Below are 15,221 nucleotides of genomic sequence, written 5' to 3'. Positions count from 1 at the left end.
AATTCCCTTTTAGGCCCGGTTTCTGCAATTAGCTTAAATCAAACAATAGCATGTTTTCTGTTGCAAATTAAACTTACTTTTGTAATCCTTAATGGCCGCAGAACATACACATCCTATTTATAATCTTCAGTTTTCCTTACTCTGCATAAGCTCTTTGCTGTTTTCAGCAAGTTTTAATATGATGATTCCTGAATTGCCGGCTTATTTAAGTGCTCTTGGTGGAGCCGAATACAAAGGGCTCATCATCGCATTATTTACTTTAACTGCGGGAATTTCACGTCTGTTTAGCGGAAAACTTACTGACACTATTGGACGAGTTCCGGTGATGGCGGTAGGTTCGATTGTTTGTGTTGTTTGCGGAGTTCTTTACCCTCTTCTTAGCAGTGTTTCTGGATTTTTATTTTTACGACTTATACATGGGTTTTCTACAGGTTTTAAGCCAACCGCCACATCAGCATACGTGTCTGATATTGTGCCTTCGGGCCGCTGGGGTGAAGCAATGGGTCTCCATGGATTATCTTTTAGCACAGGCATGGCAGTGGGTCCGGCAATGGGCAGTGCCATTACTTCTGTGTATTCTATTGATGTGCTTTTTTATTTTTCATCAGTTTTAGCACTCTTATCCATCTTAATAGTGTTTAATATGAAGGAAACCGTGAAGAATAAACAAGCCTTTACATTCTCGCTTCTAAAAATATCCCGTAAGGAAATTATAGAATGGAGGGTTTTTCCTTCTGCGGTAGTGACACTGCTGTCTTATATGAGTTACGGAGCCTTACTGACTTTAATTCCAGATTGGAGCGCTCATTTAGGAATATCAAACAAGGGGCTGTTCTTTATGACTTTCACTATATCCTCAATTTTGATTCGCTTTTTTACCGGTAAATCCTCAGATAAATATGGAAGAGTTGTGGTAATAAAAGTTTCTCTTGTAGTTATCTGTGTCTCTTTAATATTAATTGGAGTTGCTGATTCTGTTTTCACACTGCTTTTCGCATCTGTTTTGTATGGCGCCGGAACGGGGGTTTTGTCTCCGGCTAATAATGCCTGGACAGCAGATTTGAGTCATCCTGAATTTCGGGGTAAGGCGGTTGCCACTATGTATATCGCTTTAGAAGCAGGCATTGGTCTCGGTGCATTATTTGCCGGCTGGATATTTAAAGATGTTATCTCAAGGGTACCCATGCTCTTTTTCATTTCTGCAGGCACTGCATTAAGTGCTTTAATATATTTGCACTTTTTACCAAAATCTCATCAGACCTCATAGTTTTTAAACTTCTTATAATAATGGTTACTTTCTTCGAAGCATCACTGGCCCAACTTTCAATCCACCGTGTGGGAAACAAAATACAGGATGAATTTTATGTTCTATCGGATAATTCATTGCAGATCGAAGATGAATTTTTATCGGATTTGCTGATGCAGTATTATTTAAAGCCTTTTGAAAAGGTGAACGAAGTATATCGGTTCATGCATTCAAGCGATATGAATTTAAATGAGCTGTTTCATTTTTCAACAGAAGTTTTTAAAGAAAAGGGAAGATTTCATGAGGTTAGTCAGCAGATAACTAAATACCTGTATGATATTACCAATCATCCAAAAATAAAATCAGGGGAGATTTATGTAGCGTATTTTAACAACGTTCAGATAGAAGGTGAACTTCTAGATGCAATTGGAATCTTTAAATCTGAAACAAAGGAAACTTATTTAAAAGTTTATCCGGAAGACAGTGGCTTTAATATGGGGTATGAGCAGGATGGAATAAATATTCAAAAACTGGATAAAGGTTGCTTAATATTTAACTCCGAAAAAGAAGATGGGTATAAGGTTTTAGTGGTTGATCAAACGAATAGGGCCGGGGAAGCAGTTTATTGGAAGGATGATTTTTTGCAGCTAAAAATCCGGAATGATAGCTTTAATCAAACCAACAACGCCTTAAGTGTTTATAAAAGCTTTGTAACCAATAAACTGGAGGACGATTTTGAAATGAACAAAGCTGATAAAATAGACTTATTGAATCGTTCGATGAAATATTTTAAAGAGAAAGAAAGCTTTGAAATTGATGAGTTTTCCAATGAAGTTATTGGTAATCCGGTAGCAATCGAATCGTTTAAGAACTTCAAACAGAATTATGAGAAGGAGTTTGATACTGAAATTGCCGATTCTTTTGATATTTCCTCGCCCGCCGTTAAAAAGCAGGCTAAAGTTTTTAAAAGCGTATTGAAGCTTGATAAAAACTTTCATATCTATATTCATGGTAATAAAGAGCTGATAGAAAAGGGTTTTGACGATAATAAGTCGATGAATTATTACAAGGTATATTTTAAAGAAGAAGAGTAATACGTTTTATTTCCAGGTAAGAAAATTTATATTTGACTATACGTATGGAGAATATGAAAATTTATTAACCATCTTTCAGAAAACCAAGCTATTTAATTAAAAATGTAACTCTTATTATTTTATGAAAACCGGAACAGTTAAATGGTTTAATGCAGAAAAAGGCTATGGATTTATTACTCAGGATGACGGTAAAGAAATCTTTGTCCATTTTAAAGACATTCAAGGAGGGGTAAACGCTCTTCGGGATAATGACAATGTTGAGTTTGAAGTAGAGGAAGGCCGTAAAGGCCAGCAGGCTGTTAAGGTGACGAAAGTTTAGCTAGAATATTATGTTGTTAAAAAAGCTCGATTATCAGGGCTTTTTTACATTGGAATTGATTAATTAATTTTCTTTGCAGGGATTATTTCCTTTTCTTTCTTTTCAGCATCAGTTAAAACTGCCGCCGAAGTCGGTTTTGTCGCTGTTGCAGCCTTTTTAACTGGGGTTTTTACAGCCGGACTTTTTAGTTTAGTATTTGAGGCTAAAGTTTTTGCCGTTAATTTTTTAAATAACCAGGAGTGTTTTATTTTAGCTTTTTCCATTAAAGGAGCATAAGTGCTGTCATTTTGAATAATGAGTTCAGCTTCGGCTATATCTTGTTTCGCAAGAACCAAATCTCCTATTAGAATTTTAATCACACCCAGATTTATTAAGGATGTAATAATACTGGCAGTATCATTGGCCAGGCGAGATTGATTATTCGCTTGCAAATAAAACCACTTTGCTTCCGAATAACGTTTTTGATCCTGATAAAGATGGCCCAGGAAATCGAAACTTTTTAAGCGTCCTTCCAGGTCATTAGATGCTCTGTAATAGGATAATGCCTGATTAAGAATATAATATTCAGCAAGTTTAGGGCTGTTTGTGTTCTTTTTTATGTAAGCAATTTTGTAGTATATTGATCCCAGGCTATCCTTACGGCATACTTTATAATAAGCCGTTTTAGCCATATCCGCATATTTAAATGCTTCCGTATAATTTTTGCTTTTTAGAAAAATGTCAGTTAAGTGGGACGCGATGTTACCAGCCAGAACTGCTTCCCCAACCTTTAGTTGGATTTTATACAGCTCATTATAATTTTTCAGTGCTTCAGTAAACTGTCCCTTCGATTCGTAAATAGCTGCTATTTCTGTAAGCGTATTAGCTCTGCCGACTAAATTGGCTTTCTTTTTAAATAACAGATCTGCTTTTAATAATTGAGGTAACGCATCTTTACTTTTAGCCTTAGCGAGTATCTTACCCATTGCTAATCTAATATTTGCCTCCCATACCTCATCCTTAACTTTATTAATTTTTAAAGCGGCACGGTAGTTTTTTAAAGCTTCAAGAGGTTTTTCTGCCGAAATTTCGCAAGCTTCCACTAAAAGAGTTACTACTTTTTTTGTAATTGAATCGGCCTGGTTTTTAACAAGTGTGGCACTGTCTGCTAGAGCCACGCTATCCGCCAAAGCGGTGCTATCTCTCTTAGAAATACTATCAGGTAAGGTTGATGCATTTGCAATAAGGCAGGGGGCAATAAATACGAATAGATAAATTAAAACTTTCATCGTGTGGTTTAGAAAGCTTTAATTAAAAAGACTTTCAATTATATAAATACTCAAAAGGCGTACCAAAAAATGCTGATAGAATAGTTAACAATTAACTGCTGGCAGATTTTTTTGATTTCCAGGATTTTGATTTAAACTTACCTTTCTTTTTAGCACTTGTATTTAAAGGCTTAAATTCAGGCGCTTCTCCTAAATGTTCAGGAAGAATTATACTATTAATTTCTCTGCCGATTAATTGCTGAATATTATTTAATTTTCCTTGGTCGCGTTCATTTACAAACGTAATTGCAGTGCCTTTTGTTTCAGCCCTTGCTGTGCGGCCGATTCTATGTATATAATCTTCAGGATCTGATGGGCAATCATAATTAACTACAAGATCAATACCTTCTACATCAATTCCTCTCGAAAGTGCGTCGGTTCCAATTATTACAGGTAACTGCCGGTTTTTAAAAGCCCTTAAAATATCTTCCCGCTCATTTTGCTCCAGATCAGAATGAAAAGCTTTTACCTTGATTCCAATAGTTTTTAAAGCCTTATACAGCAATTTTACTTTTTCTTTGGTCGATGCAAAAATAATGGAACTCGAATATTGGCTACCTTTCAATAATTCCTGGATCAGAGGGACTTTTTGATGGTCGTGCAATTTATACACCTGCTGGTCAATCCCGGCTGCGGGTTGAGAAATGGAAATATTAATTTGTTCAGGATCGTTCAGAATGGAATTTGCTAAAGAGCGAATTCGATTAGGCATTGTAGCCGAGAACAATAATGTTTGACGTTGTTTAGGGAGATGGCTTATGATCCTCATAATATCGTCCATGAAGCCCATATCCAGCATCCTGTCGGCCTCGTCTAATATTAGATGATTTATTGTATTAAGTTTTAGAATCCCCGATGATAAATGCGCTAAAAGCCTTCCGGGTGTTGCTATTATAATATTAACATTGTGTTGAATGGCAGTGCGTTGCTGTTCGTAAATAAAGCCATCGCCACCCCCAAAAACCGCTACGGAACTGATGTTTACATAATAAGCCAAGCCTTCAACCTGCTGATCAATCTGCTGAGCTAGCTCGCGGGTCGGTGCCAGAATTAATGTACTCGTATGTTTTTTATCCGTCTTACTTATAAGATCTAAAACCGGTAATAGATAAGAAGCAGTTTTACCTGTGCCGGTTTGGGCGCAGGCTATAAGATCTCTTCCCGTTTGTACCACCGGAATCGCCATTTTCTGGATTGGAGTAGGTTCTTTATAGCCCATACTTAAGAGCCCTTCATAAAGCTCTTCATTAAATTTAAAATCTTCGAATGTCAAATTATTTTTATTAATAAGGTAAGCAAGATAGGGATTTTTTTCTTGTAAGCATGTTTTACCTTGTTCAGATTTCTTAAAACTTTTAATATCCAGGAGTTTTATATGGATGATTCTTAATTAGTTGGACTCGGATAAATAAATTTACACACAAATAATCTGATTACAGATGTAAAATTTTGCAGGGAAACTTAAACTTTTTCTATATTTGCAGCCACTAAGGGCACCCATAGCTCAGCTGGATAGAGCAACGGTTTTCTAAACCGTCGGTCTCAGGTTCGAATCCTGATGGGTGTACTACAAACCGTTTCTATGAATAATAGAAGCGGTTTTTTATTTGTTACATCTCTTCAAATCCTCTTCATTTAAAATACAATAAAGATCAAAAGCTGTGGAGCAGAGAAAGGATTGGTTGTTTTGGTTTCAAAAAAGCCTCCATACACGAATTTCAAGCTCCTTCTTAATCCTGAAAATAGCAGTTTATAATCTTTAAGCCCGGTAAGCAAAAAAGCCCTCAAATCGATCTGAGACCTTTTAAGATCTTAGCTTATCGCGCCTGGCTCATGATCTACTCCAAAAGTCCTTGAATTTGAACGACCATGAGTAGAGTGCTTGGGCGCATAATCGTGTAACGCGGCCCCCGTCACCTCCTTTTTTGTTTTTTTTGCTTCTTTTTTATTCTCAGGTTGATTGGTAAGCTCACTCTCAACATTAAGAGTTTTGTCTGACTTTATTTTAGGTTCCATAACTGTAATATTTAGTTCAATTAAATATTAACATTGTAAAGGAATAGGTATATAAATTTACACAAAAGGATCATTAAAACAAACGTAAAAAGGTGCTTTTTATGAATTAAGAACGGCCTTTCTTGTCGAGGATGTCCACAAACTTTGGATTAAAATAGACAGTAATACAACCGTTAGGCAGCCTATTACATTTAACCATAAATAAGCCACTATTTCTTGATAACCACAAATGCATACAACAAATTCCGTAAAAATCGCTGCATAAAAAACTGCCTTTCCTTCCACGTGTTTAACATAGAAGGCTACCAGAAATACACCAAGTATTGTTCCATAGATGTAAGAGCCTAATATGTTCACAGCTTCTATTAAATTACCCAATTTACTTGCATACAGGGCCATAACAATACAAACCATTCCCCAGCCAATTGTCGAAAGGCGGGATGCTATAAGATAGTTTTTGTCTGAGGCATTTTTGTTTATCAGTCTCTTATAAACATCCACAACAGTTGTTGATGCAAGGGAATTTAAAGCACTTGCGGTCGAGCCCATAGATGCAAGGAAAATTATAGCAATAAGGAGGCCTACTAAACCCTTTGGCAGATACTGTGTTACAAAACTTAAAAAAATGTAATTGTTGTCATTCACTTCAGCATCAGGATCATTTTTCTGCATTAGCGATGTTAGCTCCTGGCGTAATGATTTTGTTTTATCATCAGCTAGCGTCAAATTTGTCCGTATGTGATCAATGGCAGAGGAGTGGTTAAGATTTATAGCAGTATTGAGTTTTGTTAATTCTTTTTGCTTTTCATTAAAGGCCTGATTATAACGGACCTTTATCTCATTCAATTCTTTAGAGTAGTTGCTCTTTTCTAATTTGTTAAGTTCATATTTATTAAAGAACAGTGGGGGCTTTTGGTACTGATAAAAGGTAAATACCAGAACACCGATTAATAAAATTAAAAATTGCATCGGGATCTTTACCAGACCATTCATTAAGAGACCCAACCGGCTCTGCCCAACAGACGAGCCGGTTAAATACCTTCCTACCTGACTCTGGTCGGTACCAAAATAAGATAGCTGCAAAAAGAACCCTCCAATTATTCCGCTCCATACTGTGTATTGGTTATTCCAGTCAAAAGAAAAGTCTATCGCATTGGTTCTTCCTGTTTTTCCTGCAATCTTTATTGCATCTATAAAACCAACCTCTTGAGGAAGCAGATGCACAACCATAACTCCTGCTGCAAGCAAGCCAGAAAAAATTATACTCATTTGAAGTAACTGGGTATAAGAAACTGCTTTTGTTCCTCCATAAACTGTATAACAAATAACCAAACCACCAATAAAAATGGTTGTATAAGTGGTGTCAATATTTAATATGGTAGATAAAATGATGGAGGGAGCGTAAATCGTTATTCCGGTGGATAAGCCTCGTTGAATTAGAAAAAGAAAGGCAGTTAGAACGCGAGTGTTAAGATTAAAACGCTGTTCAAGATATTCGTAAGCTGTATATACTTTAAGCCGGTGAAAAATAGGTACAAAAGTGATGCATAATACAATCATTGCCAGGGGTAACCCGAAATAAAATTGTACAAAGCTCATACCAGAAGAGTAGGCCAGACCCGGCGCGGATAAAAATGTAATGGCGCTTGCCTGGGTGGCCATTACAGATAAACAGACATGGTACCAGGGTAAAGATTGATTACCAAGTAAGAAACCTTGAATGTTTTTTGTACCACGACTTTTATAAATGCCGTAGGTTACAATACTAACAAGCGTTAAAATCAGAACTCCCCAATCAACTGTACTCATCCGAAATATCTGGAGAAGCAGTAAAAACCTGTGATCAGTAAAATTAACCAGACTATTAGTAAAAGATAAAACTGGTTCCAGCTTTTAACAAAGGGTGGTAAGTCCGGAGAGTTGTTTTTCATTATGGTGCTGGTTTTACTTAGAAATTAAATTAACAAATAATCTGTACGCGCCCGGAACCCCTGCTGGTAATTGTCTGAAAAAAGCTAAAGATGTGTAAACAAACTTACCCTTCCCGTATTCGGCTACAAGCAAGGACCCGTTGTTTGGTGTTTCACCGGTGTCATTGAAGCTAAGAATTGGCAAATAAGCCTGATCTGCATTTGCAATAAAATATAGCCCTCTTTCTTGTACCCATCCCTCAAAATCTTTTTCAGTTATTTTGTTGGGGTAGTTTAATATTCTATGTGTAGGAGCTAAGAATGTTACTTTTGCTTCCTCATCTACAACCCTGTCGCGGCTTAATGAAAAAGGGAAGGGGCCAATATTTTGAACCTGTAATGGGTTATTGACATTGTACTGAGATAACATAACTCCTCCCTTGTATATATATTCAAATAATTTTGATTGGACAGCCTTTATCTGCGGATCCACATTGTATAATCTCACCCCTGTTATTATCGCATCGAAGTTGGAAAGATTGGTGTTTATTACTTGTTGAGAGGAAAGTAAGGTGACATCATATCCAATTTGTTTCAATGATTCTGCAATCAGATCTCCGGCCCCGGCGATGTACGCGATCCTTCTTCCTGATGTTTTTAAGTCTAATTTCTCAAGCCGTGCCGTAGCCTTCGGAAACAGGGTTTGTGCAGGAATATGATCATAATTGATTTCTTTAATTGATTGCGTGTAAATTCTATCGTTTACCTTAACGTTTACCAGTAAATTCCCGTTCGTGATTGTCCCACCGGGGGTAAGCGTAAATTCTTTAGTATCTAAGCTTCCTTTTTTTGCCAGACTGAAGGGAATACTTTGAGGTGAAACTTTCCAACCATCAGGAACCTGGAGTTGTACAGTTCCTGAAACGTTATCTCGAAAGCTTTGTAATTCAACTTCAATGTTTTTGTGTGAATTTGAGAAAATATAAGCATCGCCAGATAAGGTAGCTGTTACAGGGGGAGCAATTGCCAATGGCTGATAGACTTCTCCCCGAACCTGATCAGTGAATTTATAAACTAGCGGCTGTCTGAATGTAATAGCATCATTCCCGATTTTTATAGTAAAGATTCCACTTAAAGAAGCTTGATTTTCAGGATCACCAATATCCATTTGATTTGGGACTATATAAGAGCCAATCTTATGATTTTGTTGGAGCCAGTATGGCTGACTTACTTCCTGATTTGGAAACAGGATTTTCCCTGAAACAGATATGAATTTGTTAGGCTGAAGCTGAAGGTTGTTTTGTTTTGATAGTACCTCGCTAAGGGTGATTTTATACTTGAAATCTTGAGGAACTCTTGCGATAGCCTGCAATCTTACAGGAATCGAATCCCCTAAGGCGTACCGGGGCTCAGGGGTATTAATCTCGATCCATATTCCGGTGCAAGCCACTATTAATGCTTCAACATCCTTTAGTTTTGCGTTGGTATCTGTTTTTTCCAGCAGTTGTTTTACTTTTAATAAATTACCTACAGATTCGTAAGGCGCTGTTTCATTGAATTCGATATCTGTTTTAATTAGAAGATCAGAAATTTCCTTCCCGTACTTAAACCTTTTCCAGCTCAGATCAACTCCATCAAATAAGTCAGTCTCAGCTTTACTTCCGGAGATATGAGTAAAATACTCAATGAGATCTCCCCGCTGGCTGGCAGTTCCAAACCCCTGACTTTTATGGTTAGTTCTGCTTTGGGCCGCAATTTCTCCATAACTTTTACCTAACAGCGGATTATACAATCCTACATTAATTTTTAATTGATCATCTGATGTGGTGTTATTGGCAGCATTGAAATTAAATGTATTCCAAATTACTCGTTTTGCCTGCCATGGCTTAACATAGGCAAGCTGTTCGGGAAACCGTTTAGGATCGGCAGCTGCCAGAAAGGCTTCATTGGCCAGAATAGCAGAAGCTGAATGTTGGCCGTGACCGGCTCTTGCATCTTCAGGAAACCTGGTTATAATTACATCGGGTTTGAAATTTCTGATAACCCAAACAACATCTGATAAGGTTTGCTCTTTCCCCCATAAGCGTAATGATTCTTCAGAAGTTTTTGAAAATCCAAAATCAATAGCCCTCGTAAAAAATTGCTCGGCCCCATCAACTTTGCGAGCCGCCAGTAATTCCTGTGTCCTGATTACACCTAACAATTCTGCTTGTTCTGTGCCTAATAGGTTTTGACCTCCGTCACCGCGGGTTATAGAAAGATAGCCAGTTCGAACTTTACGTTCTTTGGCTAAGTAGGCTAATAGGCGCGTGTTTTCATCATCCGGGTGAGCAGCTATATACAATACGCTGCCGGTATTATTTAATTTTTGTAAAGCGAGTTTGATCTCGGAAGCACTTTGCTGGTTAAAATCCTGAGCCTGGCTAAAAAAGGGTAACAGAATTATAAACGAAAACAGACGACAATAATAAATATGCATATTTGATGATGATCGCCGAAAATATAGAAAAAGCTGCAAATACCTTCGGAAGTAATAATGAATTTACTTAAGCCTTTTATAATGGAAAAGCCCTGAGAATTGTTCAGGGCTTTTCGTTTTCGGAGACATAGAAAATTTATGAGGCGTATTGTTGTTCAAGATTTTGAACATTTTTCAGGCACTCATTAATTTCGGTACGTTGAGACATTAAAGTTTCTCTCATATCCGGTGTTAAATTAGAATCAGCCAGAGCCTTATCATAGGCTTCAATAGCTGCTTTTTCTCCTGTAATGCAGGCATCTAAAATCGCATGGTTATCATTGGTGGTGATGGCTGCTTTAATGTCCATCCAAATACGATGGATTGCCCCCAATGGGCCACCGCTTTCATTGTCGGAATTTGAGCCTAACTGTTGCAGGCAGCTTTTTAACTCCATTTCAAACTCAGAACGCTGAATAGAGTAGGTGGTAAAAATCGCTTTTAACTCTGCGGAATCTGCGTCTTCTGCCGCGGTTTTATATCCTTCTTTACCATCATTTGCGATGTGAAGGAGATGTTTGATTTTATCGATTAAATCATCATTTCTATTTTCCATAACTTTTATTTTATTCTTTTTCTGCTTTAGCTGACTGGTTTACAAAGCTTTCGGCTATTTGAGTTAGTTTGACATCTGTGTTTTTTTCTTCCTGTAAAGTTTCCTCCAGCAGCGATGCAGCTTCTGAAAGGCCAAGTGTATTTGCTAATGTTCTTAAAGTACCATACGAAGCAATTTCGTAATGTTCGATTTTCTGAGATGCAGAAATAATGGCGGCATCACGCGTTAGGCTTCCATCTTCAGTATCTTCCAACATGCTTTTGCCTTCTTCTACTAGTCCTTCCATTGCATCACATTTTTTACCTGTAGGTTTTTGGCCCATCATTTCAAAAACTTGCTCAAGTCGTGTTATCTGGTTTTGAGTCTCGGTAATATGTTTTTCTATAGATGAACGCAATTCTTCTGAAGTAGCTCCTTTGGCCATTTTAGGTAGCGCTTTCAATAAATGCTTCTCCGCCCACAGGATATCTTTCAGTTCATCAGTAAAAAGAGTTTTAAGGCCAGACTCTTGAATGCTGCTTTCATTGGATGTTAGATTTTGTTTTTTCATGGTTTTAAGTTTAATAGGTTGTTAGCCTTTCTATATAATCTGGATATTTAGAAATTTAACACACCCATTTACAAAGGGTTTTAAAATTTTTAATTGAAAGGACTGGTTGATATAGTGGTTAAAATGATTTGCAACCATTTTAAGCTTATTCCGTAACACTCAGTATATCACGTCTTTTTTTTGCTCTCAATGCCAGGTATCAAATTTAAACAGTTCGTATTATATGGTTTTTTAACCACTATCGTTTGTGTGCTTATTCTGGGAGTTTCTTTCTATATAAGCATAAATAGTTTGCAACAAAATGAGAATAAAATAGCTCATATGGAGGAAGTGCTGTTTTTAAGCAATCAAATCCAGCAAAAGCTTTTAAATGCAGAAAGTAGTTCCCGAGGGTATGTGCTCACTGAAAGGCAGGACTTTTTAGATGCATATACACATTCTGTAAAGCTTATTAATCCAGGTCTTAATAGACTCAGACAATTGGTTTTGGATAATCCGGAGCAATTAAAAAATATAGATTCCTTAGATCTGTATACGTCTCTGAAACTTTCCGGAATGTCTGACATTATCAGGTCGCATAATATAGAAGGTATAAAAGTTTCATCGGGTATGTTGAAAATCAGCAAGTCCAAATTCTATATGGATAAAGTGCTTCAGCATCTTCATAAGATAAATGAGACGGAAGGAAAACTATCCGTAAATAAAAAAACAAATAATGATAAAATAATAAACCGGGCGATAGGTATAGTGGCAGGCGGTTCTGCAATTATTCTTTGTTTAATACTTTTTTTATCCACGTTAATCCGGAGAATATTTAGCTCTCAGAAAAAAATAGAAGCTGAAATGTTTGAAACCAATACAAAACTTGAGTTTGTTTCAAGAGAGAATTCCAGGCAAAACTGGTTATTACAAGGCGCTGTAATGATGGATTCCGCCATGCGGGGTGCGCAAACCATCAATGAACGTTGCGAATGTATTATTCGTGAAATGTCTAAATATGTTCAGGCTGATCTTGGAGTTATGTATACCGTCGATTCACATTTACAGGAATTGCATTTAAGAGGGGTCTATGGATTTTCAAAGACAAAAGGAAAACATAAAATAAAATTGGACGAAGGGTTGATTGGTGTGGCAGTTAATGAAAAAAGTGGTTTAATATTCAATAATATTCCTGATAATTACACGAAGGTTAGCTCCGGACTAGGAGAAACTTTACCTCAAGCCCTTTTCATTCAACCAATTTTTTTTCAGGACACGCTAAAAGGTGTTATCGAACTGGCCTTTTTAAATGGAGTACCCGAACATACTGCACCCTTTCTCGATAAAGTAGTTCATAGTATCGGTGTCAGTATTAATGCAGCTGAAGCGAGGGTTCAGATGCAGGAACTGGTTGAAAAAACCCAGCAACAGGCAGAAGAGCTAGAAACCCAGCATGAAGAACTTTTAGCGACAAACGAGGAGTTAATACGTAAAACTCAGTTACTGCAGGCATCTGAAGAGGAATTGATAGTACAGCAGGAAGAGCTTAAACAAACGAACGCCGAGATAGAAGAGAAAGCACAGCTTCTGGAAGAAAAAAATAAGGCGATAGAGTTGGCTAGAGAAGCGATTAGTCTTAAAGCAGAAGAATTGGAATTAAGCAGTAGGTACAAGTCGGACTTCCTGGCAAATATGAGTCATGAATTGCGTACCCCTTTAAATAGTATTCTGATTTTAGCCAAAATATTGAAGGAAAACAAACCTTTGAATCTTTCTGAAGAACAGATAAAATATGCGGGCGTAATTCATAATGCTGGTAGCGACCTCCTTACCCTTATTAATGACATCCTGGATCTTTCCAAAATTGAATCAGGTAAAGTTGACCTTTCTATCGAAGAAGTTGGAATAAAAGAAGTAGGAGTGGATTTAGAGTTGCTGTTTAAAGAAGTAGCAAATAAGAAAAACATTGATTTTACATTTAATATAGCGCCCGAAGTTCCTGCGACGATCAAGTCTGACAGATTACGCCTTGAGCAAATCCTCAAAAATCTACTGTCTAATGCGTTTAAGTTTACACCAGAAACAGGACGGGTAAGCCTGGAAATTCGAATTGAAAACACCGGTCACAACTACTATAGCGATAATTTATCGGGAGACGATATTACTGTTATGGCTTTTTGTGTAAAAGACTCAGGCATAGGTATTCCTGATAATAAACAAAAAGCAATATTCGAAGCATTTCAACAGGCTGATGGATCTACCAGTCGTAAATATGGCGGCACCGGATTAGGTTTGTCAATAAGCAGACAGCTTTCTCATTTATTGGGTGGTGAAATCCAGGTTGAAAGTATTGTTAATCAGGGAAGTATTTTTACGCTATACCTTCCTTTGGTTAATCATGTACAGACAGATTTTTCTGCATCAGGTAAAATATCTCCTCTGACAGATATGTCTGTAAGTTTTCCCGAACAAGAGACCCAGGATGCTGAAATTTTAAAACTTGCAAATCCTGATAAGGAATATACCTTACTGATTATTGAGGATGATATATATTTTGCTGATATATTGAAAAATTATGCAGAAGACAGGGGTTTTAAGACATTAATAGCCTATCAGGGAGATACCGGTTTTGAAATGGCAAAAAAACATATGCCAGATGCTATTGTTCTTGATATAATGTTACCTGTCATTGACGGATGGGCTGTTTTAAAGGAATTAAAGGATGACGATCATACACGTGCTATACCTGTTCACCTAATGTCGGCAGAGGACGAAAAAAATTCAAGGGCGAAAGAAGAAGGGGCCTTAGGTTTTCTGCGTAAACCTGTGGAAAAGAATAAATTGCAATCGGCCTTCGATCTGTTAATTAAAGAAACTGGCAATGTCAAATTAACACGGGTATTGCTGGTCGAAGATCAGAAAATTCAAAGCGATAATCTGACACTTCAGCTAAAATCCAAAAATATTAAAGTAGAGCAATCTTTTAGTGGAGAGCAGACGATAGCTATTTTGTCAAAAGATTCCTTGTTTGATTGTATTATACTGGATTTGAAGTTACCTGATATTTCAGGTCTTGATCTTCTTGAAAAAATAAAAGCAGATCCAAGATTAAGTAATATACCGGTAGTAATTAATACTGCTATGGAAATGGATAAAGAAAATCTGACGCGTGTATTAAAGCATACCGATGTTATGGTTTTAAAGAACAACAAATCTAACGACAGGGTTCTGGATGAAGTTAATTTGTTTATGAATAAAATCCAATGCTATGACCCTGCTCCGGCAAAATCCTGGGCTTATCAAAATCGGATAAAAGCTTCTAATACTACAACATTAGAAAAGACATTAAAGAACCGGTCTGTTTTATTGGTCGACGATGATATGCGGAATATTTTTGCTCTTACAAGTGCCTTGCATGGGTATGATTTAAATATTCAAATAGCTAACAACGGTATTGAAGCCCTCAAAAAATTGGATGAGTTTCCAGATACGGATATCGTTCTAATGGATATTATGATGCCTGAAATGGACGGATATGAAGCCATGCTGGCTATCCGAAAGCAAAGTCGCTTTGTTAAGCTGCCCATTATTGCACTTACTGCTAAAGCAATGAAATCAGATCGGGAGAAATGTATTGAAGCTGGTGCCAACGATTATGTTTCAAAACCTGTTGATATGGATAAGCTTCTTTCAATTATGCGGGTTTGGCTAAGCTGAAATGAAAGA

Annotated in this window: 11 protein-coding genes and 1 tRNA gene; 5 read left to right on the top strand and 7 right to left on the bottom strand. The window is 37.1% G+C overall.

Annotation, left to right across the window (positions count from 1 at the left end):
- Positions 1-91 precede the first annotated feature (91 nt).
- From WG906_RS00225 to WG906_RS00215, 3 genes are all read left to right on the top strand, one after another.
- Positions 92-1,267 carry an MFS transporter gene (locus tag WG906_RS00225; protein WP_339990498.1) on the top strand — a complete coding sequence of 392 codons (1,176 nt, stop codon included), beginning with the start codon at positions 92-94 and terminating at the stop codon, positions 1,265-1,267.
- Positions 1,268-1,287: 20 nt separating this feature from the next.
- Positions 1,288-2,340, top strand: coding sequence for a nucleoid-associated protein (locus WG906_RS00220; RefSeq protein WP_339990497.1), 1,053 nt, complete (start codon positions 1,288-1,290; stop codon positions 2,338-2,340).
- Positions 2,341-2,461: 121 nt separating this feature from the next.
- Positions 2,462-2,659 (top strand): cold-shock protein, encoded by a 198-nt coding sequence (locus WG906_RS00215; RefSeq protein ID WP_339990496.1) that lies wholly within the window; start codon positions 2,462-2,464, stop codon positions 2,657-2,659.
- A 59-nt stretch (positions 2,660-2,718) separates the two neighbouring features.
- Here WG906_RS00215 and WG906_RS00210 read toward each other — a convergent pair whose 3' ends face one another.
- Positions 2,719-3,927 (bottom strand): hypothetical protein, encoded by a 1,209-nt coding sequence (locus WG906_RS00210; protein WP_339990495.1) that lies wholly within the window; start codon positions 3,925-3,927, stop codon positions 2,719-2,721.
- Positions 3,928-4,018: 91 nt separating this feature from the next.
- The gene (locus WG906_RS00205) at positions 4,019-5,239 is read right to left on the bottom strand and encodes a DEAD/DEAH box helicase (RefSeq protein ID WP_339990494.1); all 1,221 of its coding nucleotides are present in this window, start codon (positions 5,237-5,239) and stop codon (positions 4,019-4,021) included.
- Between the two features lie 220 nt (positions 5,240-5,459).
- Between WG906_RS00205 and WG906_RS00200 the strand changes: the two genes are divergently transcribed.
- Positions 5,460-5,533 (top strand) — tRNA-Arg (locus tag WG906_RS00200).
- A 245-nt stretch (positions 5,534-5,778) separates the two neighbouring features.
- Here the strand turns inward: WG906_RS00200 and WG906_RS00195 are convergent.
- The 5 genes from WG906_RS00195 to WG906_RS00175 all read right to left on the bottom strand — a co-directional run bounded on the left by WG906_RS00195 (position 5,779) and on the right by WG906_RS00175 (position 11,516).
- Positions 5,779-5,982 (bottom strand): hypothetical protein, encoded by a 204-nt coding sequence (locus WG906_RS00195; RefSeq protein WP_339990493.1) that lies wholly within the window; start codon positions 5,980-5,982, stop codon positions 5,779-5,781.
- A 99-nt stretch (positions 5,983-6,081) separates the two neighbouring features.
- Entirely contained in the window at positions 6,082-7,791 is a 1,710-nt protein-coding gene (locus tag WG906_RS00190) for a sodium:solute symporter family protein (RefSeq protein WP_339990492.1), read from the bottom strand.
- Between the two features lie 135 nt (positions 7,792-7,926).
- Positions 7,927-10,371, bottom strand: a complete 2,445-nt coding sequence (locus WG906_RS00185; RefSeq protein ID WP_339990491.1) for a PIG-L family deacetylase — start codon at positions 10,369-10,371, stop codon at positions 7,927-7,929.
- 136 nt (positions 10,372-10,507) lie between these two features.
- Positions 10,508-10,966 carry a ferritin-like domain-containing protein gene (locus WG906_RS00180; RefSeq protein ID WP_339990490.1) on the bottom strand — a complete coding sequence of 153 codons (459 nt, stop codon included), beginning with the start codon at positions 10,964-10,966 and terminating at the stop codon, positions 10,508-10,510.
- Between the two features lie 10 nt (positions 10,967-10,976).
- A complete protein-coding gene (locus tag WG906_RS00175; protein ID WP_339990489.1) occupies positions 10,977-11,516 on the bottom strand; it encodes a YciE/YciF ferroxidase family protein in 540 nt (179 codons plus the stop codon).
- 189 nt (positions 11,517-11,705) lie between these two features.
- On the opposite strand from WG906_RS00175, the gene WG906_RS00170 reads away from it, so the two are divergent.
- Complete coding sequence (locus WG906_RS00170) at positions 11,706-15,212, top strand: response regulator (protein ID WP_339990488.1); 3,507 nt, start codon at positions 11,706-11,708, stop codon at positions 15,210-15,212.
- Positions 15,213-15,221: the final 9 nt, after the last annotated feature.

It is taken from the genome of Pedobacter superstes, assembly GCF_037622515.1.
Classification (GTDB): domain Bacteria; phylum Bacteroidota; class Bacteroidia; order Sphingobacteriales; family Sphingobacteriaceae; genus Paradesertivirga; species Paradesertivirga superstes.
This window is presented reverse-complemented; position numbering and strand designations above follow the sequence as displayed.